Origin of the sequence: Neopusillimonas aromaticivorans (genome assembly GCF_030344915.1) — a bacterium.
Lineage (GTDB): Bacteria > Pseudomonadota > Gammaproteobacteria > Burkholderiales > Burkholderiaceae_B > Neopusillimonas > Neopusillimonas aromaticivorans.
This window is the reverse complement of sequence record NZ_CP128233.1, coordinates 2,969,736-2,996,398: the sequence shown is the minus strand read 5'-3', so window position 1 is coordinate 2,996,398 and position 26,663 is coordinate 2,969,736. Positions and strand designations below refer to the sequence as shown.

17 protein-coding genes and 9 pseudogenes are annotated in these 26,663 nt (G+C 55.9%); 9 read left to right on the top strand and 17 right to left on the bottom strand.

Annotation, left to right across the window (positions count from 1 at the left end):
• Positions 1–51 precede the first annotated feature (51 nt).
• The 5 genes from N7E01_RS16615 (at position 52) to infA (ending at position 3,015) form a co-directional block, all read left to right on the top strand.
• Positions 52–489, top strand: a complete 438-nt coding sequence (locus N7E01_RS16615; RefSeq protein WP_289173676.1) for an LON peptidase substrate-binding domain-containing protein — start codon at positions 52–54, stop codon at positions 487–489.
• Positions 490–588: 99 nt separating this feature from the next.
• Positions 589–729, top strand: a complete 141-nt coding sequence (locus N7E01_RS16610) for a hypothetical protein (protein ID WP_289173675.1) — start codon at positions 589–591, stop codon at positions 727–729.
• Positions 729–1,682: a patatin-like phospholipase RssA gene (rssA, locus tag N7E01_RS16605; RefSeq protein WP_289173674.1), complete on the top strand. Its 954-nt coding sequence runs from the start codon at positions 729–731 to the stop codon at positions 1,680–1,682. The genes N7E01_RS16610 and rssA overlap by 1 nt, the downstream gene beginning before the upstream one ends.
• Positions 1,683–1,825: 143 nt before the next feature.
• A complete protein-coding gene (locus N7E01_RS16600) occupies positions 1,826–2,365 on the top strand; it encodes a cytochrome b (protein ID WP_289173673.1) in 540 nt (179 codons plus the stop codon).
• A gap of 389 nt (positions 2,366–2,754) precedes the next feature.
• Entirely contained in the window at positions 2,755–3,015 is a 261-nt protein-coding gene (infA, locus tag N7E01_RS16595; RefSeq protein ID WP_289173672.1) for a translation initiation factor IF-1, read from the top strand.
• Between the two features lie 21 nt (positions 3,016–3,036).
• Here the strand turns inward: infA and N7E01_RS16590 are convergent, their stop codons facing one another.
• From N7E01_RS16590 to ahpC, 4 genes are all read right to left on the bottom strand, one after another.
• Positions 3,037–3,438, bottom strand: a complete 402-nt coding sequence (locus tag N7E01_RS16590) for a SixA phosphatase family protein (RefSeq protein ID WP_289173671.1) — start codon at positions 3,436–3,438, stop codon at positions 3,037–3,039.
• Positions 3,439–3,798: 360 nt separating this feature from the next.
• Positions 3,799–4,305: an RNA 2',3'-cyclic phosphodiesterase gene (gene thpR / locus N7E01_RS16585; RefSeq protein WP_289175841.1), complete on the bottom strand. Its 507-nt coding sequence runs from the start codon at positions 4,303–4,305 to the stop codon at positions 3,799–3,801.
• Between the two features lie 169 nt (positions 4,306–4,474).
• Positions 4,475–6,061, bottom strand: a complete 1,587-nt coding sequence (gene ahpF, locus N7E01_RS16580; protein WP_289173670.1) for an alkyl hydroperoxide reductase subunit F — start codon at positions 6,059–6,061, stop codon at positions 4,475–4,477.
• A gap of 118 nt (positions 6,062–6,179) precedes the next feature.
• Positions 6,180–6,743 (bottom strand): alkyl hydroperoxide reductase subunit C, encoded by a 564-nt coding sequence (gene ahpC, locus N7E01_RS16575; RefSeq protein WP_289173669.1) that lies wholly within the window; start codon positions 6,741–6,743, stop codon positions 6,180–6,182.
• A 340-nt stretch (positions 6,744–7,083) separates the two neighbouring features.
• On the opposite strand from ahpC, the pseudogene prfB reads away from it, so the two are divergent.
• Positions 7,084–8,187: pseudogene (gene prfB / locus N7E01_RS16570) on the top strand (peptide chain release factor 2).
• A gap of 120 nt (positions 8,188–8,307) precedes the next feature.
• Positions 8,308–9,830: pseudogene (gene lysS, locus N7E01_RS16565) on the top strand (lysine--tRNA ligase).
• A 200-nt stretch (positions 9,831–10,030) separates the two neighbouring features.
• Here lysS and fdx read toward each other — a convergent pair.
• The 9 genes and pseudogenes from fdx to uvrB all read right to left on the bottom strand — a co-directional run bounded on the left by fdx (position 10,031) and on the right by uvrB (position 18,437).
• A complete protein-coding gene (gene fdx, locus N7E01_RS16560) occupies positions 10,031–10,372 on the bottom strand; it encodes an ISC system 2Fe-2S type ferredoxin (protein WP_289175840.1) in 342 nt (113 codons plus the stop codon).
• Between the two features lie 136 nt (positions 10,373–10,508).
• A pseudogene (gene hscA, locus N7E01_RS16555) lies at positions 10,509–12,391 on the bottom strand (Fe-S protein assembly chaperone HscA).
• Between the two features lie 4 nt (positions 12,392–12,395).
• Positions 12,396–12,926 carry a Fe-S protein assembly co-chaperone HscB gene (gene hscB / locus N7E01_RS16550; RefSeq protein ID WP_289173668.1) on the bottom strand — a complete coding sequence of 177 codons (531 nt, stop codon included), beginning with the start codon at positions 12,924–12,926 and terminating at the stop codon, positions 12,396–12,398.
• Positions 12,927–12,931: 5 nt separating this feature from the next.
• Positions 12,932–13,255, bottom strand: coding sequence for an iron-sulfur cluster assembly protein IscA (gene iscA, locus N7E01_RS16545; protein ID WP_289173667.1), 324 nt, complete (start codon positions 13,253–13,255; stop codon positions 12,932–12,934).
• Between the two features lie 14 nt (positions 13,256–13,269).
• Positions 13,270–13,653, bottom strand: coding sequence for a Fe-S cluster assembly scaffold IscU (gene iscU, locus N7E01_RS16540; RefSeq protein ID WP_289173666.1), 384 nt, complete (start codon positions 13,651–13,653; stop codon positions 13,270–13,272).
• A 42-nt stretch (positions 13,654–13,695) separates the two neighbouring features.
• On the bottom strand, positions 13,696–14,907 hold the full coding sequence (locus N7E01_RS16535) for an IscS subfamily cysteine desulfurase (protein ID WP_289173665.1): 1,212 nt from the start codon (positions 14,905–14,907) through the stop codon (positions 13,696–13,698).
• A gap of 24 nt (positions 14,908–14,931) precedes the next feature.
• Complete coding sequence (gene iscR / locus N7E01_RS16530) at positions 14,932–15,438, bottom strand: Fe-S cluster assembly transcriptional regulator IscR (protein ID WP_289173664.1); 507 nt, start codon at positions 15,436–15,438, stop codon at positions 14,932–14,934.
• A 170-nt stretch (positions 15,439–15,608) separates the two neighbouring features.
• A complete protein-coding gene (locus tag N7E01_RS16525) occupies positions 15,609–16,100 on the bottom strand; it encodes a low molecular weight protein-tyrosine-phosphatase (RefSeq protein WP_289173663.1) in 492 nt (163 codons plus the stop codon).
• Between the two features lie 323 nt (positions 16,101–16,423).
• Positions 16,424–18,437, bottom strand: a pseudogene (gene uvrB / locus N7E01_RS16520) (excinuclease ABC subunit UvrB).
• A gap of 107 nt (positions 18,438–18,544) precedes the next feature.
• Between uvrB and N7E01_RS16515 the strand changes: the two are divergent.
• Both N7E01_RS16515 and lexA read left to right on the top strand, forming a co-directional pair.
• Positions 18,545–19,745: pseudogene (locus N7E01_RS16515) on the top strand (amino acid aminotransferase).
• Positions 19,746–19,873: 128 nt separating this feature from the next.
• Positions 19,874–20,659, top strand: a pseudogene (gene lexA / locus N7E01_RS16510) (transcriptional repressor LexA).
• A 102-nt stretch (positions 20,660–20,761) separates the two neighbouring features.
• Here the strand turns inward: lexA and lon are convergent.
• From lon to tig, 4 genes and pseudogenes are all read right to left on the bottom strand, one after another.
• Positions 20,762–23,237, bottom strand: a pseudogene (gene lon, locus N7E01_RS16505) (endopeptidase La).
• Between the two features lie 114 nt (positions 23,238–23,351).
• Positions 23,352–24,664: pseudogene (gene clpX, locus N7E01_RS16500) on the bottom strand (ATP-dependent Clp protease ATP-binding subunit ClpX).
• Positions 24,665–24,691: 27 nt separating this feature from the next.
• Positions 24,692–25,344: pseudogene (clpP, locus tag N7E01_RS16495) on the bottom strand (ATP-dependent Clp endopeptidase proteolytic subunit ClpP).
• Complete coding sequence (gene tig / locus N7E01_RS16490) at positions 25,345–26,655, bottom strand: trigger factor (RefSeq protein ID WP_289173662.1); 1,311 nt, start codon at positions 26,653–26,655, stop codon at positions 25,345–25,347. It abuts the pseudogene before it with no gap.
• Positions 26,656–26,663 lie beyond the last annotated feature (8 nt).

The window sequence follows — 26,663 nt, the reverse complement described above, 5'->3', positions numbered from 1 at the left end:
TACGAAAATATAGTTATCAATGCAATCTATAGTTTAAATTGCATGCACTGCATGGCACTGCGCAACGGTTATATGCCGCTGGCTGACCTGTGTTGTGGCATCATTGTCCGTATGCAAACACTGCCACTTTTTCCGCTGGGTCGCGCCCTGTTCCCCGATGGGGTCATCTACCTTAACCTCTTCGAGGTCCGCTATCTCAACATGATCAAGGCCTGCCTTGACAATGGCACTCCTTTCGGCGTGGTCGCCCTGACCACCGGTACCGAAGTGCGTCGGCCCGGGGTAAAGGAAACCTTTGTCGACGCCGGCACATTGGCAGTACCCGAACGTATTGACGACGGCTCGGGTCCCGCAGGGCTGATCCAGGTCCGGTGTACCGGTACGCAACGATTCCGCATCAACAGCGTTGAACAAGCACTGGCCGGTTTATGGGTCGCCGATGTCACCGTCTGCCCCCTGAACCCGACACACCCGTACCCGTCGACCTGAAAGATTGTGCCGACGCGTTGTCAGATGTCATTGCCCAATTACAGCGTGATAACGTTCCGGCACAGGCCATGCCCATCCACGCCCCTGGCGTCTTGACAATTGTGCCTGGGTGGCCAATCGCTGGGCCGAGCTTCTGCCCTTGCCGCCCACCCAAAAGCCGTTCTGCTCAAAACCGACGATCCGGTCGAACGGCTCGATATGCTGCGCGAGGTACTGATCGTGAAAGGGGTCTTGCCCTAATGACGAACCCGACGCGTTATCGCCCGAAAGTGGGCCTGATCCTGGGCAGCGGCGCGGCGCGGGGCTGGGCCCACATCGGGGTTATACAAGCCCTGCGTGACGCCGGCCTGCATGTGGACATTGTCTGCGGCACCTCCATCGGTGCCCTGGTCGGCGCAGTCTATGCCAACAGTCGGCTTGATGCGCTGGATGAGTGGGTGCGTACCCTGTCGGTGCGCGATGTGGTGTCCTTCATGGACCTGACCTGGACGGGCGGGGTGCTCAAGGGTGAACGCCTGATGGCATTTTTCCGGCAACGCTTCCTCGACCGCAACATAGAAGCCCTTAACCTGCCCTTTGGTGCCGTCGCCACCTCGTTGTACGGTGGAACCGAGGTCTGGCTGCGATCGGGCAATACCCTGAACGCCGTACGTGCCTCTATTGCGTTGCCGGCCCTATTTGCCCCCGTACGCCACAATGGGCAGATTCTGGTCGATGGAGGCCTGGTCAACCCGGTACCGGTATCATTGGCACGCGCCATGGGGGCCGACATCCTGATCGCCGTCGATCTGAATTCTGATTTACTCGGGCGCCACCTGCGCCGCCCGACACCTGTAGCAACGCAAGCCCGCCTTCCTGAATCACCCGAGATCCACGCCAATAACTGGCTCGACAAGCTGCAGAACAACCTCAGCGCCCTGCTCCCCGATTTTGCTGGCAACGATACAAACGAACCGCACCTTGAAATACCGTCGATGCTCGATGTGGTGGCGGCCAGTATCAACATCATGCAAGAGCGTATCACCCGCAGCCGCATGGTGGGCGAACCCCCGCATGTCGTTATCACGCCGCGCCTGTCGCACCTGGGCCTGATGGACTTTCACCGGGCCCAAGAGGCCATTACCGAAGGACGGCGTGCCGCACAGGAAGCGCTCGACGACATCCGTACGTTCGACGTCAAGCTGACCGGCTGACCCATTCGCCCAGTTGACAAATTCAATGCTCTGCCGCACTGACCCTTCACCATCTGCCTATCTGGCTGCCACCAATAATTCACTGGACGACCGCTTTCAAATTCATTATGGTTTACAGCGGTTCAACTCCTGGAAACTCATTTATGCAATCATCCACTTCTGTCCGTGACTCTGCTGAAAAATATGGCCTGGTCACCCGCGTCCTGCATTGGGGCATGGCCCTGCTGTTCGCCTGGCAATTCACTTCAGCATTAGCCCATATGCTGTTTGAAGACACCGCCATTGATGAATTCTTCTGGGGGACGCACAAGCCAGTCGGGCTTGTCCTGATGGTGCTTATTCTCATTAGGGCAGTGTGGGGGCTGCTGAACCTGAAACGCCGCCCTCCTGCCGACAGCATGGCAGCCGGGCTGGGTCATCTGGCTCTGTATGTGCTGATGCTGGTCGTTCCAGCCGTTGCCCTGTTTCGCCAATATGGTTCGGGGCGAAAATTCGAGGCCTTTGGCATGACCATCATGCAAGGCTTTGAAGAAAGCCAGAAAATCCAGTGGATGATTGATCTGGGCAGCAACTTCCACAAAATACTGGGTTACCTCCTGTTGATTATGATTGTGGGCCATATCTTTTTCGCCATCCGCCATTACCTCAAAGGCGACACGCAAATCACTGATCGAATGTTATAAATACTGCCGTTGGCCCTGCGCCAACGATGCAGGCAACCTGGGGGCATACCCGAAGACCTGCCTTGAAGCTGCCCCCAAATACAACAACTGGCCCCAAATCGGGGCCAGACCCTGAATATACTAGGGTTTTCCTTGACTTCATCAAGCCGTCACGTTACCCTTCAGAGGTAGCTGCCCCTGGGGCAACATTCAATTGGCAAAGCGCAAGTACCCTCGCGGTGGCTTTGCTGTCAATTTGGGTGCCACACCGCGTGCACCTGCTCTTCGCAGCATCTGGCTGCGCTTGCATGTAACCCGTTTCATTAACGGTTGCCCCTGGTGGGGCCTGCCACAGCACGTCTTGCGCAAAGCATGGCGGCAAGAATTATTTTTATAAGGAAATTGTACGTATGGCAAAAGAAGAATTGCTTGAAATGACCGGCTCGGTAACCGAAGTATTGCCCGACTCGCGCTTTCGCGTCACCCTGGAAAACGGCCACCCCATCGTGGCGTATACCGGCGGAAAAATGCGCAAACACCATATCCGCATTCTGGCTGGCGACAAGGTCAAGCTTGAAATGTCACCCTACGACCTGAGCAAAGGCCGTATCATTTTCCGTCATATCGAAGGCCGCCCCGTCGGCAGCAGCGCGCCGCGCCGCCGCAACTAAACACGGCATAACAACCAACGACTACAGCGGGTTGCTTGCCGGCGTCGCAAAACGCTCAAGCTCACCCGAATGGTCGCTTATATCGGCCCAACCGGCCGCGTCAGAAAAATCAATAACCGCCAACCCTGCTGGCGGGAAATCATGACGCAAACGCACCAGCGCATTGGCTCCGCCCCGACCGATCAGGCGCGTGGCCAGCGCTGAAATGCCGGGGTTATGCCCTACCAGCACCACTGTACGGTACTTGTCTGGTGCCGCCCTGACCACCTCGAGCAACGCCCCCACCGCCGCTTCGTAAATGCGCGGTTCGAACACTGCCGGCACCTGCTCGGGCAACTGTTTCTGAACTGTCGCCCAGGTTTCGCGAGTACGCTGGGCAACCGACACAATCGCATAGACAGGCACAAGACCTTCCTGGGCCATGTACCCCCCATTTCAACCGCTTCGTCGCGCCCGCGATCTGACAAGGTGCGATCAATATCTGCCAAACCCTCACGATGGCCTGAGTGGGCATGGCGCAATAAAACCAGACGAAGCGGATCAGACATGGTTACGATTCCTGAAACGTGTAAAAATTCAAACGATAAACGCGGCTTACCTGGCCACAGCCCCGTGGGGCATATACGACCAACCCGCGAACGACAGGTTGCGGGTGAAACAATCCCTCATGATAACTGGCTTGCCCGACAAACGCTTTGCACTCCGATCATTTTATCCACCCGTAACAGCATCACCGCCGATTCTCACTGACCAGACCATCCGTGTGGCGCCAATCAGGTCGAATCAAACAGGCCGAACGCCACCGTTGGCGTATCGCTGCGCCAGAATGGTGTAGCGCGGACCGCCCGGCCCCGCGCCCCCGGAACGGGCCAGCACCATCTGGTCTGCCCACCACACAACCGGCGGGGCCAAACGCTGCTGTGGCACCACCACCTTGCGGGCCAGCGTTACATGAGGCCGGAACACAAGACGCTTGTCCCACCAGATGCCTTGATCATCAAGTGCGGCCCAAAAAATATCGTACAACGTCTGTAATGCAAGGGGTATCTGCGACGGCCCTGCCCACGACAACCCGATTCGCCTGAAGGCATCCACTTGATCCAGTACCAGCTCAAACGCCGTGAACGGTATGGCCTGCAACAGATGATGAAGTTTTACCTCGTCAGCCTCGGAAACCTCGCCCAGAAAGGCCAGCGTCAAGTGCAGGTCGGCACCATGCGTCAAGCGGCCAGCCGGCAAACGGGCCTGAATCTGCTGAAGCTGCCGGGCCACCACGGGATTGGGCCACAGGGCAAAAAATAGCGCGATGCATGCATCGCGCTATTTTGACGGGCTTCGAACTGGTGAGCAAGCCGCTGGCATAACCCTCAAGCCTGCCAAACACACTGAAATCTCGGGCACCCTGTGCCCCGCAACTACAGCAGCGGACTGACCAGCGGCCAGCCGCCGCCCGACCAAATTACACCGTTGTCGCTACGGCCGAGCGTTCTTCGGCCGAGACTGAACTGCGGATCAGGTGATCAAAGGCACCCAGTGCCGCCTTGGCACCGTCGCCGCACGCAATAATGATTTGCTTGTATGGCACCGTTGTCACGTCGCCGGCCGCAAATACGCCGGGCAACGACGTCTGGCCTTTGGCATCCACTTCAATCTCGCCGTAGCGCGACAGCTTGAGGGTACCCTTGAGCCATTCGGTGTTGGGCACCAGACCAATCTGAATGAATACCCCTTCAAGGTCCACTTTCCTTGATTCACCCGACGTGCGGTCAGTGTACGTCAGACCATTGACTTTCTTACCGTCGCCGGTAATTTCAGTCGTTTGAGCCGACACGATAATGTCAACGTTGGCCATACTGCGCAACTTGCGTTGCAATACAGCATCAGCACGCAATTCATCGCCGAATTCAATCAGGGTGACATGGGCCACCACTCCGGCCAGGTCAATAGCCGCCTCGACGCCCGAGTTGCCACCGCCAATGACGGCAACACGCTTGCCCTTGAACAAGGGGCCATCGCAGTGCGGGCAATACGCCACGCCAGCATTGCGATATTCTTTTTCACCGGGCACATTGATTTCGCGCCAGCGCGCGCCGGTTGCCAGAATCACGGTCTTGCTCTTGAGCGTTGCACCGTTCTCGAGCTGTACCTCGACCAGGTCGCCCGCAACCAGCTTGGTCGCCCGCTGCAGGTTCATGATGTCAACGTCGTATGCCTTGACGTGCTCTTCAAGGGCGGCAGCAAAACGCGGGCCTTCGGTTTCTTTAACCGAAATGAAGTTTTCAATGGCCATGGTGTCCAGCACCTGACCACCAAAACGCTCGGCAACCACACCGGTACGAATACCTTTACGGGCCGCATATACAGCAGCTGCGGCGCCGGCAGGCCCGCCACCAACCACCAGCACATCAAATGCTTCCTTCTTGGCCAGCTCATCGGCCTTGCGCGCACTGGCGCCGGTATCGAGTTGCGCCAGAATTTCCTCAACGCTGGAGCGACCCTGACCGAATTTTTCGCCATTCAGGTACATGGTCGGAACCGACATGATCTGGCGCTGGTCAACTTCCGATTGATACAGCGCGCCATCGATAGCCACGTGACGGATGCGCGGATTGATGATCGACATCACGTTCAGCGCCTGCACCACGTCAGGGCAGTTCTGGCAGGATAAGGAAAAATACGTTTCAAAATTGTAATCACCATCGAGGTTGCGGATCTGTTCAATAACGGACTCGTCAAGCTTGATGGGGTGACCGCCAACTTGCAGCAGTGCAAGTACCAGCGATGTAAATTCGTGCCCCATGGGGATACCGGCAAACGTAACCTGAACATCTGTACCGGTGCGGGCAATGGTAAACGAAGGTTTGCGCTGCGAGCCATCGGTGCCTTGAACCAGGGAAATCTTGCTGGACATGGCGGCGATTTCCTGCAGCAGTTCGTGCAGTTCGCGCGATTTTGCACCCTCGTCGAGATGCTCGATGATCTCGATAGGCTGCGTGATGCGTTCCATATATGATTGCAACTGGGCTTTGAGGCTGGCTTCTAACATGACAATGACCTTATGTAAGAATTATTTTTAATGGGGCTGCAGCCCGGTTTTTGACTGGACCGCAGCTTGAGAGGCTGCGCCCGCTTTGTCAGGCGCAAACCACAATGGCAGACGAAATTTAGATCTTGCCGACCAGGTCCAGCGAAGGCTTCAGTGTTTCAGCGCCTTCTTCCCACTTGGCGGGGCAAACTTCACCGGGGTGAGCGGCGATGTACTGGGCTGCCTTGACTTTACGCAGCAGCTCGGATGCTTTACGGCCGATACCGTTGTCGTGAACTTCCATGACCTTGATCTCGCCTTCGGGGTTGACGACAAACGAACCACGCAGTGCCAGACCTTCTTCTTCGATCAGAACTTCGAAGTTGCGGGCCAGAACCTGTGTGGGGTCACCGAGCATGGGGTACTGAACCTTGCCAATAGCTGCCGAGGTGTCGTGCCATGCTTTGTGCGAGAAGTGGGTATCGCACGAAACGGCATAGACCTCAACGCCCAGCTTCTGGAATTCGGGGTACAGATCGGCCAGATCTTCGAGCTCAGTCGGGCAAACGAATGTGAAGTCGGCAGGGTAAAAAACAAAAACGGACCATTTACCTTTTACGGACTCGTCGGTGACGTCAAAGAATTTGCCATTCTGGTAAGCCGTGCTTTTGAATGGTTTGATTTTGGTGTTGATCAAGGACATTTTTGTTTCCTCTGTTGTGGTTGAAAAGTGAAAGTAAAGTCAGTATAGGCAAGCGCCAAGCATTTGTAAAATTGATTGATTCAATAGCATCAGTAAATTTTAGCTATCGGCCTAACTTGCCCATGGCCGCGCCGGACGTTGAACTAACAGACGCTTGATCTAAATGGCGTCAAGCGCCGTTTTATCAAGCGCTGCACCCGGCTATGAAACAACGATTCTCCGGGTCAATCGCAGGTTAACAGCGAATGACGCCCAAATGGCAGTCAGCCGCATCCGAAGCTCCTGGCAACCTGCGTTAAAATACAGGGCTATCGTAAAAGACAATAATTTCAGGAAAATTATGGAAGCCGAACGCCAAAACCAGCTGATCGCCCGCATCGAAGACTATGACGAGCGTCAGCATGCTTTACGGGGGTATCTTTGACTACGCTGGCAAAGCTGAACGCCTGCAAGTTGTCAATGCCGAACTCGAAAGCCCCGACGTCTGGAATGACCCCAAACACGCTCAAGACCTGGGCCGCGAGAAAAAAGTCTTGAAACCGTCGTCGAAACGCTGACCGAAATCGGAAGCGGCATTGCCGAAGCCCGCGAACTGTTCGAACTGGCCGCTGCCGACAACGACGACGATACCCTCGAAGCCATCGAAGAAGACTGCAAAGCCCTGGGTGAAAAACTCGAAGACCTCGAGTTCCGTCGCATGTTCAACAACCCGGCAGATCCGCTCAATTGCTTCATTGACATCCAGGCCGGTGCCGGTGGCACCGAGGCCCAGGACTGGGCGTCAATCCTGCTGCGTCAATACCTGCGCTATTGCGAACGCAAGGGCTTCAAAACCGAAATTCTTGAAGAGTCGCCAGGTGAAGTGGCCGGTATCAAATCCGCCAGCATCAAGGTCGAAGGCGATTACGCCTTTGGCTTCCTGCGCACCGAATCCGGCGTACACCGTCTGGTTCGTAAAAGCCCCTTTGACTCCGCCAATGGTCGGCACACCTCTTTTTCAAGCGTGTTTGTTTACCCTGAAGTCGACGACTCCATTGAAATTGATGTCAACCCGGCCGACCTGCGTATCGACACCTACCGGGCCAGTGGTGCCGGCGGTCAGCACATCAACAAAACCGACTCGGCGGTGCGTATCACCCACATGCCCACCGGCATTGTGGTGCAGTGCCAGAACGACCGCTCGCAGCACCGCAACCGCGCTGAAGCCATGCAGATGCTGAAATCTCGTCTGTACGAACTCGAAATGCGTCAGCGCATGGCCGAACAGCAAAAAATGGAAGATGCCAAGACCGATGTAGGCTGGGGGCACCAAATCCGGTCCTACGTACTCGATCAGAGCCGGATCAAAGACCTGCGTACCAGCGTTGAAATTTCAAACACGCAAAAAGTCCTTGATGGCGATCTCGATCCCTTCATTCAGGCCAGTCTCAAACAGGGTGTCTGATGCAGGGTGACGGCCATTGTCCGTCGCCTTGCCTTGCCCTGCACTGCCAGCTCACCCAAACCGACACCGTTTCATCCCGCCCGACCCTTGGGGTCGGGCACACCTTGATTACACTTGACCATGACCACTACGCCCACCCCCGCTACTGCTGCTGCCGACGAAAATCACCTGATTGCCGAACGCCGCGGCAAGCTGGCCAGGCTACGCTCGGAAGGCGTCGCCTACCCGAATGATTTTGTGCCGAAAGACCGGGCTGCCGACCTGCACACGGCGTGCGAAGAACTCGACAAAGCCGCGCTTGAAGAGCTGGCCAAGCCCGCCAGTGTGGCCGGTCGCATGATGCTCAAGCGGGTCATGGGTAAGGCCAGTTTTGCCACCTTGCAAGATGCCACGGGCCGCATCCAGATCTATCTGGACAAAAACAGCCTGGGTGAAGATGTCTACGAAAACTTCAAGACCTGGGACATCGGTGACATCATGAGCGTCACCGGGGTCATGTTCAAGACCAATAAAGGCGAACTGTCGGTACGTGCCAGCGAAATCCGCCTGCTGTCAAAATCGCTGCGTCCCTTGCCCGACAAGTTCCATGGGGTCACCGACCAGGAACTGCGCTATCGACAGCGCTACGTCGATCTGATCATGAACGAAGAAACACGGCAAACGTTTGTCGCCCGCAGCAAGGCCATTGCCCGCATGCGCCAGTTCATGGTTGATGCCGGGTTCATGGAAGTTGAAACCCCCATGCTGCACCCGATTCCGGGTGGTGCCGCCGCCAAACCGTTCATCACCCATCACAATGCGCTCGATATGGAAATGTACCTGCGCATTGCCCCCGAGCTGTACCTGAAACGCCTGATTGTCGGCGGGTTTGAACGGGTGTTCGAACTGAACCGAAACTTCCGCAACGAAGGGGTCAGCCCGCGGCATAACCCGGAGTTCACCATGATGGAGTTCTACGCGGCCTATACCAACTATCACTGGCTGATGGACTTCACCGAAAATCTCATTCGCCAGGCTGCGATTGCTGCAACCGGCAGTGCCGTACTCACTTACCAGGACCACCCGCTCGATCTGGGCCAGCCCTTTGATCGCCTGACCATCGTACAGGCCATCATGAAATACGCACCCGGCTATACCGAAGCGCAATTGAATGACCACGAGTTCCTGCGCGCCGAGCTGAAGAAACGCCGGGTCGATGTCAATGGCCCGACACTGGCACGTGCGGGAACCGGTGCGCTGCAACTGGCCTTGTTCGAAGAAACGGCTGAATCCTTGCTGTGGAATCCGACCTTCATCATCGATTACCCGATTGAGGTGTCCCCTCTGGCCCGGGCATCCGATGCCCGCCCCGAAATCACCGAGCGCTTCGAACTATTCATCACCGGCCGCGAAATCGCCAACGGGTTCTCTGAACTGAACGACCCTGAAGACCAGGCGGCACGCTTTCACGCCCAGGTCGAAGCCAAGCATGCCGGTGACGAAGAAGCCATGTTCTTCGACGCCGACTATATCCGGGCCCTCGAATACGGCATGCCCCCACGGGTGGATGCGGTATCGGTATCGACCGTCTGATCATGCTGCTGACCAACAGCAGCACCATCCGCGACGTACTGCTGTTCCCTCACCTGCGTCGCGAAGACTGATTCCGGTCAAAAGCCCTGTTGCGATCAAAGAAAAACCATTGCTCCGTAATACTGAAGCAATGGTTTTTTTGACTATTACACGCAAGAACAAGGCAACAAGAAACCGCGCCACCAGAATTACTCGCGTTATGGAAACAGAGTACGATTCCTACGCTACAGATTCATTCCTTTTGTTGCAGATCAATCACGCATCTACCGTCTTAATGCCCCTCTTTCGCGTGATTGATGGTGTATTTTGGAATTTCAATCGTCAAATCAGCACCGGCGACCTTGGCCTGACACGACAGACGCGATGTGGGCGTCAGGCCCCAGGCGCGATCAAGGTAATCTTCCTCGTTGTCGGTAGCTTCTTCCAGAGAGTCAAAGCCCTCACGGACAATGACGTGACAGGTCGTACAGGCACACGACAACTCGCACGCATGTTCTATTTCAATGTGATTATTCAACAGTACTCGACAAATCGACTCGCCAACAGGTGCGTTTTCAATAACAGCACCTTCAGGGCAGATTTCGGCGTGAGGCAAAACGACAATCTTGGGCATGGCAATAAAAATCCGGTCAAATCCGCTGCGTTTCAGATGACGCAACGGATAATTTCTGGCCGCCAAAAAGCGGATTTCCTGGGCCACCCTAAAGCAGCCTGAGGTAACGATCAACAACACGGCACACGGGTGACGATCAAATCTCGTTAACCGAGCGCCCGGACAAGGCTGCACGAATGCTGCGATCCATACGGCGCGCGGCAAACTCATCAGTGGCCTGGCTGAACGTTGCCACTTGCGCCCTTACGGCATCGGCGTCAATACCCGCCAATGCCCCCTCCTGAGCTTCCAGGTTCTGCAGCATGGACTGACTTTCAGCCAGCAACGCATCAATGGTGGCACGCTCGGTACCGGACAACAGATCGCCATCGGCAACCAGTGCAGCACTGACCGACTCAAGCAATTGCTGCAATTCAACCTGCTGCTCGCGTAGCGCACGCGCTTTCGCGTCGTCAGAGGCATGTGCCATGCCATCGGTCAGCATGCGAGCAACTTCGTCATCAGACAAACCGTACGACGGCTTGACGGTGACACTGGCTTCGACACCCGTACTTTCTTCACGGGCGCTGACATTGAGCAAACCGTCAGCGTCCACCTGGAATGTCACCCGGATGCGGGCCGCTCCTGCCACCATGGGTGGAATACCGCGCAACTCGAACCGGGCCAATGAACGACAATCAGACACCAGATCCCGCTCGCCCTGCACCACATGAATGCTCATGGCCGACTGACCGTCTTTAAACGTCGTGAACTCTTGCGCCCGCGCCACAGGAATGGTGCTGTTACGGGGAATCACCCGTTCGACCAGACCACCCATGGTCTCCAGACCCAGCGACAGAGGCGTCACATCAAGCAGCAACCAGTCTTCATCGGCAGCACGATTACCCACCAGCATGTTCGCCTGCAAGGCAGCACCAAGGGCAACCACCTGGTCAGGGTCCAGATTGGTCAAGGGTTCGGTATTGAACAAGCGCCCTACTTCACGCTGGATCACCGGCATGCGGGTTGCCCCGCCAACCATGACCACACCCTTCACCTCGGCAAACGACAAACCGGCATCACGCAAGGCCAGACGCGCGCGATCCAGCGTACGATCAACCAGCGGCTTGGCCCACGCTTCAAAGTCAGAGCGCAAAATGGTCTGAGAAACGACCTTGCCGGCGACACTGGCCTGCAAGGTCGCCTGATCAGCCTGCGACAAGGCTTCCCGTGTGGCCCGTGCGGCCACAAACAAGGCACGCAGATCAGACCTGTCAAGCGCTTCAAGCTGCTGATGGCGACAGACCTGATCAACAATGATGCGGTCGAAATCATCGCCACCCAACTGGGTGTCGCCACCGGTGGCCACGACTTCAAAAACGCCCTTGGTCAGACGCAGCACCGAAATATCGAAAGTACCGCCGCCCAGATCATAAACGGCATACACGCCTTCGGCAGCATTATCCAAACCATACGCAATCGCGGCGGCCGTCGGCTCGTTCAGCAAACGCAATACGGTCAGCCCCGCGACACGGCCGGCATCTCGGGTGGCCTGACGCTGGGCATCATCAAAGTAAGCCGGCACCGTAATCACGGCCCCGACCAGTTCACCGCCCAGCACGCCTTCGGCACGCTGACGCAAAGCCCGCAAAATCTCAGCCGACACCTCGACCGGGCTGACATCGCCCCGACGGGTTTTCAGGCGCACCATGTCATCGCCATCGGCAAATTCGTAGGCAGCCCCTTCATGACGGGCTTCAGCCAGTGAGCGCCCCATAAAGCGCTTCACAGAAACAATGGTATTGAGCGCGTCGACAGACTGCTGTGCACGCGCCTCGTAGCCGACCTCGACACCCTGGGGTGCATAACGCACCACGGAAGGCAACAAGGCACGGCCTTGTTCGTCAGTCAGGATTTCAGGCACGCTGCTGCGCACGGACGCGACCAGTGAATGCGTCGTGCCCAGGTCAATACCCACCGCAAGCTTGCGCTGGTGAGGAACCGGGGACTCCCCGGCTCGGAAATCTGCAATAGAGCCATAAATTCAGTGTTGACGGTCGGCCAGTTCGTGCGAAGCACTCTGCACTTCGGCCGACAGTTTATCGATAAACATCCATTCGCGTATCTTAATGGCCGCGACGTCAAAGTTGCGCTCGCGATCGATAAGCTCGGCAACGGATGCTTCCATGTGAACACGGGCCTGGTGAATCTCTGACGCCAGGCGTGCAAACGCATCCGGATCACCAGACGCACGCGCGTCATCCAGCGCTTCGCGCCATTCCATCTGCCGCATCAGAAACGCACCATCCATGCGCGTATTGCTTTCGGTTTGCAGATCAAATCCGGCCTGCTCGCACAGATAGCGCGCGCGCAACAGGGGCGACTTGAGTACCCGATAGCCCTCGTTGATGGTCGATGCCCACTGCATGGCTACACGCCGTTCGGCCGGGGTGGCCGTGGCGAAACGGTCGGGGTGAACGCGCGCCGCCATCTGACGCCAGCGCGCTTCAAGCGCAGACGAATCAAGCGCAAAACCCTGAGGAAGTTCGAACAGCGCGAAATAGTTTTCAGCCACGCGTGTTACACCGTGAAAGACTCACCACAACCGCAAGTGGCCTTTTCGTTAGGGTTGGAAAACTTGAACCCCTCGTTCAGGCCTTCGCGACCGTAGTCAAGCTCGGTCCCTTCAAGATACGGCAAGCTTTTGGCATCAACAAACACCTTGACGCCAAAATGTTCAAACACCTGATCATCTGCGTTGGGCTCATCAACATATTCAAGCTTGTAAGCCATACCGGAACAGCCCGTGGTACGAACACCCAAACGCAGACCCAGGCCCTTGCCACGTTTTGCGAGGTAGCGGCTGACGTGGTCGGCAGCCTGCTGAGTCAGCGTAATAGCCATAAATCAACCTTGTCTTATTCAGGATGTTTTTCTTTGTAATTCTGGACCGCAGCCTTGATGGCATCTTCGGCCAGAATGGAACAGTGAATCTTGACGGGCGGCAACGCGAGTTCTTCGGCAATTTGCGTATTGCGAATATCGAGCGCCTGGTCAAGCGTCTTGCCTTTGACCCATTCGGTCACCAGCGAGCTGGACGCAATCGCCGAACCGCAGCCGTAGGTTTTGAAGCGTGCATCTTCAATGATGCCGGCCTCGTTGACCTTGATCTGCAGTTTCATGACGTCGCCGCAGGCCGGCGCACCGACCATGCCAGTGCCGACGTTTTCGTCGGATTTGTCAAAGGCCCCGACATTACGGGGATTCTCATAATGATCAATTACTTTTTCGCTGTAGGCCATGATGATGCTCCTGGTCTTGGTATGTTTAGAGGTTGGGCCTTCTTAGTGGGCAGCCCATTGAACCGAATTCAAATCAATGCCTTCCTGTGCCATTTCCCACAGCGGGGACATGTCACGCAATTTAGCCACGCGCTCTTTCAGCAGGTTGATGGCAAAATCGACATCGTGTTCTGTCGTAAAACGACCCAGAGTGAAACGAATGGAGCTGTGCGCCAGTTCATCGTTACGACCAAGGGCTCGCAACACATACGAGGGCTCGAGACTGGCCGAGGTACACGCCGAGCCGCTGGACACCGCCAGTTCTTTAATGGCCATGATCAGCGACTCACCCTCGACGTAATTGAAGCTGACGTTCAGATTGTGCGGCACACGCTGCTTGATATCGCCATTCAGGTAGACCTCTTCGATTTGTGAGACACCCTGCCAGAGCCGGTCGCGCAATGCGCGAATACGCTCATTTTCTGCGACCATTTCAAGACGGGCCAGACGGAAGGCTTCACCCATACCGACGATCTGATGCGTTGCCAGCGTACCTGAACGAAACCCACGTTCGTGACCACCACCATGAATCTGGGCCTCAAGACGCACACGCGGCTTGCGGCGGATGAACAGTGCGCCGACCCCTTTGGGCCCGTAGGTTTTATGCGCACAAAACGACATCAGATCGACTTTGAGTTGCTGCAGGTCGATGACCACCTTGCCAGTGGCCTGAGCGGCATCGACGTGAAAAACAATACCTTTTTCACGACAGATTTCACCGATAGCGGCGATATCCTGGATGACACCGATCTCATTGTTGACGTACAACACCGAGACCACACTGGTATCCGGGCGCAGGGCGGCCTTGAACGCATCAAGGTCAAGCAAGCCGTTTTCCTGGACATCCAGGTAAGTGACCTCGAAGCCTTGACGCTCAAGCTCGCGGCAGGTGTCGAGCGTGGCCTTGTGTTCGGTTTTGAGGGTAATGATGTGCTTGCCGCGCTGGGCATAGAAGTGTGCAGCGCCCTTGATGGCCAGGTTGATGGATTCGGTTGCACCGGACGTCCAGACCAGCTCACGGGGATCGCAGTTAACCAGCTGGGCAACTTCAGAGCGCGCCTGCTCGACCGCCTCTTCGGCTTCCCAGCCATACGCATGGCTGCGCGATGCAGGGTTACCAAAGTGCTCGTACAGCCAGGGCACCATTTTGTCGACAACACGCGGGTCAACCGGCGTGGTTGCCGAGTAATCGAAATATACGGGACGTGAGGACATCGACCAACTCCTAAGTGACTTTATTCATGCCGGCAACGGGGACGCAATTTTAGCGCTACCCACCTGCCCGACTCGCACGGCGCTATGACCTTGAGAGGTTTCAAGCAGACGCATGCGTTGTTTATCAACCAAATCTTGCAATGAGACTGAATCGAGGTACTCAACCATTTTGTGATTGAGTGTGCTCCAGAGTTCGTGCGTCATGCACTGGCTGGATTCACCGGTTCGGCCGACGTTGCAGTCTTGCTTGCCACCGCAGCTGGTGGCGTCAAGCGGTTCATCGACAGCAAAAACGATGTCAGCCACGGTGATTTCGCGAGCCAGACGAGCCAGCGAATAACCGCCTCCTGGACCACGAACGCTTTCTACCAGTTCATGGCGACGCAACTTGCCGAACAACTGCTCGAGGTAAGACAACGAAATGTTCTGGCGCTGACTGATCGCGGCCAGGGTGACCGGGCCACTGTGCTGACGCAAGGCCAGATCAATCATGGCAGTGACGGCAAAACGCCCTTTTGTCGTTAAACGCATAGTGTTTTCCTTGCCTTTGTGTTTCTTGCCCGGGCAACCGGCCGGCAGGTGTTTTAACCCAACCCGGCAATACCCGACTATTACGCTCAAGTATACCGAATACCCGACTGAATTGCTAGGGTTAAAAGGCAAAAAAACCGGGCCATGCGGCCCGGTCAGGAAAAAGTTAACTAGGCGGCCTGGTACTGGGTTACGCGCTTTCGCACAACCTCGAGAACACCCTGGCAGGCATCTTCAAGGCAATCAAGCACCTTGTTGAAGCCCTCGAGGCCACCGTAATAAGGGTCAGCGATCGTAGCGTCTTCGAATTCGTTGGCAAAGCGCATCAGGAGCATGAGCTTGTGCTGGTAAATTTTGGGACACTGTTGCTGCAACGCAGAAAGGTTTTCCCAATCCATGACCAGAATGAAGTCGAATTCGCGAAAGTCATCGGCAGTGATTTGCCGGGCGACACATTTGGAAATGTCGTAACCTCGCTTGCGGGCAGCCGACTGGGCGCGCGCATCGGGGCTTTCGCCAACGTGGAAGCCGTGGGTAGCGGCTGAGTCGACCCCTACGACGCTGGCAAGACCAGCCTCGGTTACCATATGGCGGAACACACCCTCCGCGCTGGGGGAGCGACAGATATTACCCGTGCAAACGAAAAGTACCTTAGTCATCATGGGTGAGATTGTGAGGGAAAACCCGCAATTAGGCAATAGATTTCAACGCCCTGCAGGCCACACGAACATGACATACGCTCGGCGATTATCCCTACGATTTAAAGGGTTAATCCTCAGCGTTCACCGAAGATGGCAACAGCAGCAGCCGATTTTCCACCCTCGAACCTTTGCAAACGCTGTATTTACAAGAGCCTCAGACATCTGTGCCGAAACCAGCCCATTAAAGTGTCGGGACGAGTCGTGATCAAGCAATCGTGCATCGCAACATCCACACCTGAAAATTTGTTGCAACCGAGCAACATCACTGCACACTGCCCACGCAATCAGCTTAACAACGCTTTTTCCTTCAGTCGCGTCAAGGCATCACGGGTAGCGGCAGCCTGTTCGAACTCAAGATTGCGGGCATGGTCCATCATCTGCTTTTCAAGCCGCTTGATTTCGCGCGCCAAGGCCTTTTCGTCAGACAACAATTCGGGCGCGACATCATCGTGCACCACCTTGCTGGCTGTCACCTCGATACCGTCGATCATTTCACGAACGGCCTTGTTGACACCACGTGCCACAATGCCGTGCGCTTCATTGAAGGCCAGTTGACGTGCCCGCCGCCGCTCGGTTTCATCAATCGCCCGTCGCATCGAATCGGTAACCCGGTCAGCATACAGAATGGCACGCCCCTGCAAGTTGCGCGCCGCCCGGCCAATGGTCTGGATCAGGCTGCGCTCTGATCGCAGAAAACCCTCTTTATCGGCATCCAGGATAGCCACCAGCGAAACTTCGGGAATATCCAGCCCTTCGCGCAGCAGGTTAATGCCCACCAGAACATCAAACACCCCCAGACGCAGGTCACGAATGATCTCGACCCGTTCGACCGTGTCAATATCCGAGTGAAGGTACCTGACTTTCAGGCCGTTCTCGGTCAGGTAGTCGGTCAGATCTTCGGCCATGCGCTTGGTCAGGGTGGTGACCAATACGCGCTCTTTAGCTGCGATACGCAACTTGGCTTCGCCCAGAAGATCATCGACCTGGCTGGTTGCTGGTCGCACCTCGACGACTGGATCCACCAGCCCGGTGGGGCGCACCACCTGTTCCACCACATTGTCAGCATGTTCTTTTTCGTAGTTTGACGGTGTCGCTGACACAAAAATGGTCTGACGCATCCGCGCTTCGAACTCCTCCATTTTCAGCGGACGGTTATCCATCGCCGAAGGCAGACGAAACCCGAACGTGACCAACGTCTCTTTGCGGGAACGGTCGCCCTTGTACATGGCGCCCAATTGCCCGATAGTGACGTGACTTTCATCAATCAGCATCAATGCGTCTGCAGGCAGGTAATCGATAAGCGTAGGCGGCGGCTCGCCGGGTGCCGCTCCCGACAGATGACGGGAATAGTTCTCGATGCCCTTGCAAAAGCCCAGCTCTTGCAGCATTTCAAGGTCGAACCGGGTCCGCTGCTCAAGACGCTGCGCCTCGACCAGTTTGTGGTCGGCAACCAACACCTTCACCCGATCACGCAATTCGGTTTTGATGCTTTCAATGGCGCGCAGAACCGTTTCACGAGGTGTGACGTAATGCGACCGCGGAAACACGGTAAAACGAGGCACCGTCTGGCGAATCTTGCCGGTCAGGGGTCAAACAGCTCAAGCGTTTCAACCTCGTCATCGAACATTGAAATGCGTACGGCCAATTCAGCGTTCTCGGCGGGAAACACATCGATGGTTTCGCCACGCGCTCGGAACGTACCCCGGACGAAGTCCACATCATTACGTTCGTACTGCATCGCCACCAGCCGCCCCAGCAACTCTTGACGCCCGATCCGGTCGCCGGAACGAAGGGTAAGCACCATCGCATGATAGTCACCCGGGTTACCAATACCGTAGATGCACGACACCGACCCGACAATAATCGTGTCCCGACGTTCCAGCAGGCTTTTGGTGGCCGACAAGCGCATCTGTTCAATGTGTTCGTTGATGGACGAATCTTTTTCAATGAACAGGTCACGCGCCGCGACATAGGCTTCCGGTTGATAGTAATCGTAGTACGACACGAAATACTCGACTGCATTTTTCGGAAAAACTCCCGAAACTCAGCGTACAACTGGGCCGCCAGCGTTTTATTGGGTGCCAGCACCAGGGCCGGTCGACCCGTACGCGCAATCACATTCGCCATCGTGTAGGTCTTGCCAGAGCCCGTCACCCCCAGCAGGGTCTGGAACATCAGGCCATCCTCGATGCCCTCGACCAGGGCCCCGATCGCCGCAGGCTGATCACCCGCCGGTGGATAAGGCTGGTAAAGCTGAAAAGGGCTGTTCGGATACTGGACAAAGCCGGGTTCGGACATGCTAGACACCTAAGGGTAAACCCCTTATTATGTCATTGTTGTGCGTATTGCGTACATGCGCTTTACCCGCGCAACATTTCCGCGAACTTTCCCAACATACAGGCAACATGACCTCTATCTTCGAAGCTGTCGAACTGGCACCCCGCGATCCCATTCTTGGTCTCAACGAGCAGTACAACACTGATACGCGCACAGAAAAAGTCAATCTGGGCGTCGGCGTCTACTACGACGATGAAGGTCGAATTCCCTTGCTGAAGGCCGTCCAGCAGGCTGAAGTTCAACGCATCCAGGCTGCCGCCCCGCGCGGTTATCTGCCCATCGAGGGGTTGGCCAGCTACAACAAGGGGCACAAACCCTGTTGCTGGGCCAAGACTCCGACATTGCTGCGTCAGGCCGTGCCCTGACGGTGCAAACCCTGGGTGGTACAGGTGCCCTGAAAATCGGCGCTGATTTCCTGAAACAAATTTCACCCGATGCCAAAGTGGTCATCAGCAACCCCAGTTGGGAAAACCACCGCGCACTGTTCGAACGTGCCGGCTTCGTTGTTGAAAACTACCCGTATTACAACGCCGAAACGCATGGTCTTGATTTTGAAGGCATGATTGGTGCCCTGAAGTCACTGCCCAAAGGCACCGTCGTTGTCCTGCATGCGTGCTGCCACAACCCCACCGGCGTTGATCCCACCCCTGCCCAGTGGCAAGAAATCGCAAACACCGTCAATGACGCAGGTCTTGTTCCATTCCTTGACATCGCCTACCAGGGTTTGGCGATGGCCTTGACGAAGACGCTTCGGTAGTTCGCCTGTTCGCCAGCATGGGCATGACCATGCTGGTCAGTTCATCGTTCTCGAAATCGTTCTCGCTGTACGGTGAACGCGTCGGAGCCCTGACACTGGTCTGCAGTTCCAAAGACGAAAGCACCCGTGTACTCAGCCAGCTCAAACGCGTCATTCGCACCAACTACTCCAACCCGCCCACACACGGCGGCACCGTAGTTTCTGCGGTCTTGAACACGCCAGAATTGTACAGCCTCTGGGTGGACGAACTGGGCCAGATGCGCAACCGCATCCGCGACATGCGCAAACAACTGGTACAAAAACTCAAAGACCAGGGCGTCAAGCAAGACTTCGACTTCGTACTGGCCCAGCGCGGCATGTTCTCGTACTCGGGTCTTACAGCGCCCCAGGTTGACGTTCTGCGTGACAAACACGGTGTTTATGCGGTCAGCAGCGGTCGCATTTGTGTTGCCGCACTCAATAGTCGCAACATCGACTATGTTGCCAAAGCCATTGCCAGTGTTCTTGGCTGAACGCCAGCGGCCATTGGCGACAGGCTAAACCCCGCTCTGGGGTAAGGCCTGGCGGGTCGTTGCGCTTGCCAAGGTGCCCGCCTTCATGCAAAATAGGGCTGTATAAAAATACAGCCCTATTTTATTTCATGGCCATCAAACTTACCGTTCGCCAGCAACAAATTCTCGATCTCATCCGTCGCCAACTCGAGCGCACCGGCTTTCCGCCAACACGCGCTGAAATTGCACGCGAACTGGGGTTTCGTTCAGCCAACGCTGCCGAAGATCATCTCAAGGCTTTGGCCAAAAAGGGGCTATCGCCCTGACCGCAGGCGCATCCCGAGGTATACGGCTGCTGTCAGGCAACAATCCGGCTATTACAGCCCCTCTCGCCCCTGCTCATGCAGCTCGGGCATCAGGCAGCACGGCCAGCGCTTCAATGGCCATGGCGACGCCCCCAACGATTCTGCCCATGCAACGCCGGCGCTCACCCGGCCATCCAGTGTAGCCCTGCGTAACAGCCCTCTGTCCATGGTCTCAAGTCTCGCCGAACAGCTGGTATTGCCGGTCGTCGGGCGAGTCGCGGCGGGTCACCCCATACTGGCTGCCGAACACGTCGATCGCGAAATCAGCGTCGAATCCTCGCTCTTCTCCCAAACGCCCGACTACCTGCTCAAAGTACGAGGGCTCAGCATGCGCGACGCCGGCATCCTCGATGGCGACTTGCTCGCGGTTAAAAAACCACCGATGCCCGCAACGGCCAGATCGTTGTTGCCCGCCTGGGCGATGATGTCACCGTCAAACGCCTGCAGCGCCAGGGAAAACAAGTCACCCTTTTACCTGAAAACCCCGATTTTGATCCTATTGCGGTTACCTCTGCCGACGAATTTACCCTCGAGGGTATTGCTGTCGGCCTGATTCGTACCGTGCAATAACACCTCCTTCGCTTATTAAAAAACCCTGGTAGACCAAATGGCCTGCCAGGGTTCAGTGTGACTGCGCCGACCACACTCGCAGTCAGCGCTTGAACAGCACGCTCAATGCTTCATGATGGCATCGTGCGAGTTATCGCCGCCTGAAGCTTTGGCACTGGCCATTGCTTCAGCCGTAAGGCGTGCCACCTCTTCATCAGACAGGGGCTCTGGCATGGTTTGCAAGGCGACCTCAAGCACACGGTCAATCCAGCGCACCGGAACAATTTCAAGATGATTCTTGACGTTATCCGGAATATCGGCCAGATCTTTGACGTTCTCTTCGGGAATCAAGACCGTCTTGATGCCGCCCCGGTGGGCTGCGAGCAGCTTTTCTTTAAGACCACCGATAGCAAGAACCTCGCCGCGCAGGGTGATTTCACCGGTCATCGCCACATCGGCACGCACCGGGATACCCGTCAGTGCCGACACCATGGCCGTTGTTACGGCAATACCCGCCGAAGGCCCGTCTTTGGGCGTCGCCCCTTCAGGAAAGTGAACGTGAATGTCACGCTTCTCGAAGACCGACGAGAAAATACCCCATTTATGGGCCCGGGAACGCACCACTGTACGTGCGGCCTCGACCGATTCTTTCATGACATCGCCCAGCGAACCGGTGCGGATCACATTACCCTTGCCGGGCATATCGGCCACTTCGATGGTCAGCAAATCGCCACCCACTTCTGTCCAGGCCAAACCGGTTACCTGGCCGACCTTGTTTTCCTTTTCGGCCATACCGTAAGTGTATCGGCGTACACCGAGGAAGTCCGACAGGTTATCGGATGTAATGACAACTTTTTCGGTGACCGGCGCCTTTGCACCCTTGCGAGCCGGCTTCACTACTTCAGGACTGGCTTCAAGCATTTTCTTGACGACCTTGCGACACAGCTTGCTGACCTCACGCTCAAGCGCCCTCACACCGGCTTCACGAGTGTAATAACGAACGATGTCCCGAATCGCAGACTCCTGGACTTCCATTTCGCCTTCCCGCACGCCATTGTTCTTCATCAATTTGGGCAGCAGATGATCAAACGCAATGTGCACCTTTTCGTCTTCGGTATAGCCCGACAGGCGGATGACTTCCATACGGTCGAGCAACGCCGGCGGAATATTCAGGGTATTGCTGGTAGCCACGAACATCACATCGGACAGATCGAAATCAACCTCGATGTAATGGTCCTGAAAGGTGTGGTTCTGTTCAGGGTCAAGGACCTCAAGCAAGGCCGAAGACGGATCACCGCGGAAATCCGCCCCCATCTTGTCAATTTCATCGAGCAGGAACAAGGGGTTGCGCACCGCGACCTTGCTCATGTTCTGAAGGATCTTTCCGGGCATTGAACCAATGTAGGTGCGACGATGACCACGAATTTCAGCTTCATCACGCACGCCGCCCAAGGCCATACGCACGAATTTGCGATTCGTGGCGCTGGCAATCGACTGACCCAATGAGGTTTTACCCACACCGGGGGGCCGACGAGGCACAGAATCGGCGCTTTCAGCTTGTCAACGCGCTGCTGCACCGCCAGATACTCGATAATGCGTTCTTTAACTTTCTCAAGACCATAGTGGTCTGCATCAAGTACCCTTTCCGCGTTGGAAATCGAGCTGTTGATACGACTCTTTTTACGCCATGGCAAGCCGACCAGGGTTTCAATGTAGTTGCGAACCACCGTGGCCTCGGCCGACATCGGCGACATCAACTTGAGCTTCTTGAGCTCGGCTTCAGCCTTCTTGAGCGCATCTTTGGGCAATTGGGCCGCCGCGATTTTCTTTTCAAGCTCTTCAATGTCCGCGCCTTCTTCGCCCTCACCCAGCTCTTTCTGAATGGCCTTGACCTGCTCGTTCAGGTAGTAGTCACGCTGACTCTTTTCCATCTGCTTCTTGACGCGGCCACGAATGCGCTTTTCGACCTGAAGAATATCAATTTCAGACTCAAGCTGCGAAAGCAACTTTTCAAGACGCTCGACGGTACCGATAACCTCGAGCAAATCCTGCTTTTGTTCGATTTTCAGCGGCAGATGTGCCGCGACGGTATCAGCCAGACGCGCGGCTTCATCAATACCGCCAAGTGATGTCAGGATCTCTTGCGGAATTTTCTTGTTGAGTTTGACATACTGCTCGAATTGGGCGACGACAGCGCGACGCAAGGCCTCGGCTTCGGCACTTTGTGACGCCTCGGGGGCAAAGCATGAACGCTGGACATGAAATGCGTGTCAGCATCAACAACCGACCCGATTTTTGCGCGTTGAAGGCCTTCAACCAGCACCTTGACGGTACCGTCGGGCAACTTGAGCATTTGCAAAATACTGGCGACACAACCGATTTCGTGAAGGTCATCAGGGGTCGGATCATCTTTTCCGGCTGACTTTTGTGCCACCAGCATGATGTTGTTGCCGGCTTCCATTGCCACCTCGAGCGCCTTGATCGAACGTGGACGGCCGACAAACAGCGGGATCACCATGTGAGGAAATACCACCACATCCCGCAAAGGCAAGAGGGGCAAGTCCATTGGTTCTGAAGAAAGAATCGGGCTCGCAGACATAGTATTTTCCTTAAAAAACGCTGCTTTAGAAGCAAAAGGGAAGCCTGCGCCTCCCTTTTGTGGTACTGCATCTATCGTACATATGGCGACGATTACGACGTTTTCAAGCCCCCATCAGGCAGCTGCATCTTTCAGCTTCTGCGAGGCGGCCTTGTCACCACCATCGACGGGTGACGCTTCAGACTCGTCGGCATAAATGAGCAAGGGTGACCCACCACCATCGACAGCATTCTCGTCAAGTATGACCTTTTTGACGTTTTTCTGCGAGGGAAGTTCATACATGGTACCCAGCAAGGCCTGTTCAACAATGGAACGCAACCCCCGGGCACCGGTACGACGCTTGAGTGCACGCTGCGCAATCGCCTGCAACGCCTCGGGACGCACCTCAAGCTCGACATCTTCCATTTCGAACAGTTTCTGGAACTGCTTGATAATGGCGTTTTTAGGCTCGGTAAGAATACATACCAGGGTATCTTCCTGCAGTTCTTCAAGCGTGGCCACCACAGGCAAACGGCCAACCAGTTCGGGAATCAGCCCGAATTTGACCAGATCTTCGGGCTCGACCTCGGCAAACAGCTCACCCGTACCCCGTTCTGACTTGTCGCGAACAGCCGCCGAAAAACCGATACCCGATTTTTCAGTGCGGTCTTGAATAACCTTTTCGAGACCGTCAAATGCCCCGCCAACAATGAACAGGATATTGGTGGTGTCGACCTGGACAAAATCCTGGTTGGGATGTTTTCGCCCACCTTGCGGTGGCACGGAAGCTACCGTACCTTCAACGATCTTGAGCAAAGCCTGCTGCACCCTTCCCCTGAAACGTCGCGGGTAATGGAGGGGTTATCTGATTTACGCGAAATCTTGTCGATTTCGTCGATGTAAATAATGGCGCGCTGCGCCTTTTCAACATCGTAGTTGCAGTTCTGAAGCAGCTTTTGAATGATGTTCTCGACGTCTTCACCGACATACCCCGCTTCTGTCAGCGTGGTGGCGTCAGCCATGACAAAGGGAACATCAAGCATGCGCGCAAGGGTTTGCGCCAGCAATGTCTTGCCCGAGCCGGTGGGCCCGATCAGCAAGATATTGCTTTTGGACAATTCAACATCGTCACCCTTTACTTCACCGTAGCGAATGCGTTTGTAGTGGTTGTAAACCGCCACCGCCAGGCTGCGTTTGGGCGTGTCTTGCCCGATGACGTAACCATCGAGAAAGGCCTTGATCTCTTGCGGTGTAGGCAATTCGTTACGCACAGCATTGCGCGCGGCATCTTTGGTTTCTTCGCGAATGATGTCGGTGCACAAATCGATGCACTCGTCGCAAATGAACACCGAAGGGCCGGCGATAAGCTTGCGCACTTCATGCTGACTTTTATTGCAAAACGAACAATGCAAAGCCTTTTCGGCTGCAGGTCCTTTTTTATCGGGCATATGACTCTTTGACTAACTGTTTAAGGGCTATTCGTCGGAACGAGACACCAGAACCTTGTCGATCAGACCATAGGCCTGGGCATCAGCGGCAGACATGAAATTGTCGCGTTCGGTGTCTTCGGCAATACGTTCGACGGGTTGCCCGGTGTTGGTGGCCAGCATGGCGTTCAGGCGTTCACGCAAATCGAGAATTTCACGCGCCTGGATCTGGATGTCAGAGGCTTGACCCTGGGCACCACCCGATGGCTGGTGAATCATGATGCGGGAGTTGGGAAGCGCATAGCGCTTCCCTTGGTACCGGCAGCCAGCAGGAACGCCCCCATGCTCGCCGCAATGCCTGTACATAACGTAGAGACATCGGGCTTGATGAACTGCATGGTGTCGTAAATGGCCATGCCGGCATACACTGACCCACCCGGCGAGTTGATGTAGAGCGAAATATCTTTGCCCGGGTTCTCGGATTCGAGGAACAGCAACTGCGCCACAACCAGGTTGGCCGAGTGGTCATTGACCGGGCCGACAAAAAAGATCACCCGCTCGCGCAACAAACGCGAGTAGATGTCATAAGAACGTTCACCCCGGCCCGACTGCTCTACAACGATAGGCACATAGCCCAAACCTGTAGGAACGACCGAACCACCACCGTGCATCGCCGCGTAGAAATCAGTGAATCGCTGCATTTATGCAGCCCCCATCAGTTCGTCAAATTCAACGTTTTCGTCAGTGATCCGGGCTTTTTCAAGCACATGGTTGACCACGTTGTCTTCGAGCACAATGGCTTCAATTTCAGCGCGGCGCTGACGATCGGACAAATAGTAGGCAACAACTTGAGCAGGCTGTTCGTAGTTCTGGGCCAGTTCTTCGATGCGTGCACGCACTTGTTCAGGTTTGGCTTGCAAATCGGCCTTGCCGACCAGTTCAGATACCAGCAAGCCCAAACGGACGCGACGCTCGGATTCGGCGCTGAACGCTTCAGCGGGAATTGGCAGGCTGTCGGCATTCGGCACACCGCGCGCTTTCAGATCGGCACGGGCGGCATCAATGCGGCTTTGGGTATCGCCTTCGACCAAGGCCTTGGGTACGTCAAAGGACACGGCGGCGGCCAGAGCGTCAAGGACGCTGGCTTTGGTACGCGACAACGCACGTGCCTTGGCTTCGCGCTCGATGTTGTTGCGGATATCGGCCAACAGTTTCTCGACATCGCCTTCGGGCTGACCCAGCGACTTGGCAAATTCGGCATCGACTTCCGGCAGAATGGCTTCAGCCACTTCAGTGACCTTGATTTCAAAGTCAGCTTTCTTGCCAGCGACTTCTTTACCGGCGTAATCGGCGGGAAATTCAAGCGGGAACGTTTTGGTATCGCCAGCTTTCATGCCGCGAACCGCTTCTTCGAACTCGGGCAGCATGCGGCCCTGGCCCAATACGAACGAGAACCCTTCAGCCGAACCGCCATCGAAGGCAACGTCATCGATCTTGCCAACGAAGTCGAGCGTGATACGGTCGTTGTCTTGCGCCTCACGGTCTTCACGAACTTCGAAGTTGGCACGCTGCTTGCGCAGGATATCGACGGTACGCTGAACTTCGGCGTCGCCGACATCAACGTTGGAACGGGTAACGTTCAGTGCCGACAGGTCGGGCAGTTCGATCTCGGGATAGACCTCGAAGGTTGCCGAGAACGCCAGCTGACCGTCTTCGACGCCTTCGGTTTTGGGTTCGAGACTGGGGGTACCGGCAACACGCAGCTGTGTTTCTTTCAGCAGGTTATCGAGAGCACGACCCACTTCTGTATTGATGACATCGTAGCGGATGCCGGGGCCGTGGCTGCGCTCGACCATGGCGAGCGGTGCCTTGCCTGGGCGAAAACCTTGAATTTTTGCGGTACGTGCGACGCGCTTGAGCTGCGTCTGGACTTCTTTTTCGATGTCGGCCATCGAAACGACCAGATCAACACGGCGCTCAAGGCCGGACAGAGTTTCAACCACGGGCTGCATTAGGGACC

Excerpts from the sequence above, each read along its gene's own strand:
- N7E01_RS16615 (WP_289173676.1), top strand. The coding sequence starts at position 52 with ATGGCACTGCGCAACGGTTATATGCCGCTGGCTGACCTGTGTTGTGGC.
- rssA (WP_289173674.1), top strand. The coding sequence starts at position 729 with ATGACGAACCCGACGCGTTATCGCCCGAAAGTGGGCCTGATCCTGGGC.
- N7E01_RS16600 (WP_289173673.1), top strand. The coding sequence starts at position 1,826 with ATGCAATCATCCACTTCTGTCCGTGACTCTGCTGAAAAATATGGCCTG.
- infA (WP_289173672.1), top strand. The coding sequence starts at position 2,755 with ATGGCAAAAGAAGAATTGCTTGAAATGACCGGCTCGGTAACCGAAGTA.
- N7E01_RS16590 (WP_289173671.1), bottom strand. The coding sequence starts at position 3,438 with ATGGCCCAGGAAGGTCTTGTGCCTGTCTATGCGATTGTGTCGGTTGCC.
- ahpF (WP_289173670.1), bottom strand. The coding sequence starts at position 6,061 with ATGTTAGAAGCCAGCCTCAAAGCCCAGTTGCAATCATATATGGAACGC.
- ahpC (WP_289173669.1), bottom strand. The coding sequence starts at position 6,743 with ATGTCCTTGATCAACACCAAAATCAAACCATTCAAAAGCACGGCTTAC.
- fdx (WP_289175840.1), bottom strand. The coding sequence starts at position 10,372 with ATGCCCAAGATTGTCGTTTTGCCTCACGCCGAAATCTGCCCTGAAGGT.
- iscA (WP_289173667.1), bottom strand. The coding sequence starts at position 13,255 with ATGGCTATTACGCTGACTCAGCAGGCTGCCGACCACGTCAGCCGCTAC.
- iscU (WP_289173666.1), bottom strand. The coding sequence starts at position 13,653 with ATGGCCTACAGCGAAAAAGTAATTGATCATTATGAGAATCCCCGTAAT.
- N7E01_RS16535 (WP_289173665.1), bottom strand. The coding sequence starts at position 14,907 with ATGTCCTCACGTCCCGTATATTTCGATTACTCGGCAACCACGCCGGTT.
- iscR (WP_289173664.1), bottom strand. The coding sequence starts at position 15,438 with ATGCGTTTAACGACAAAAGGGCGTTTTGCCGTCACTGCCATGATTGAT.
- N7E01_RS16525 (WP_289173663.1), bottom strand. The coding sequence starts at position 16,100 with ATGATGACTAAGGTACTTTTCGTTTGCACGGGTAATATCTGTCGCTCC.
- tig (WP_289173662.1), bottom strand. The coding sequence starts at position 26,655 with ATGCAGCCCGTGGTTGAAACTCTGTCCGGCCTTGAGCGCCGTGTTGAT.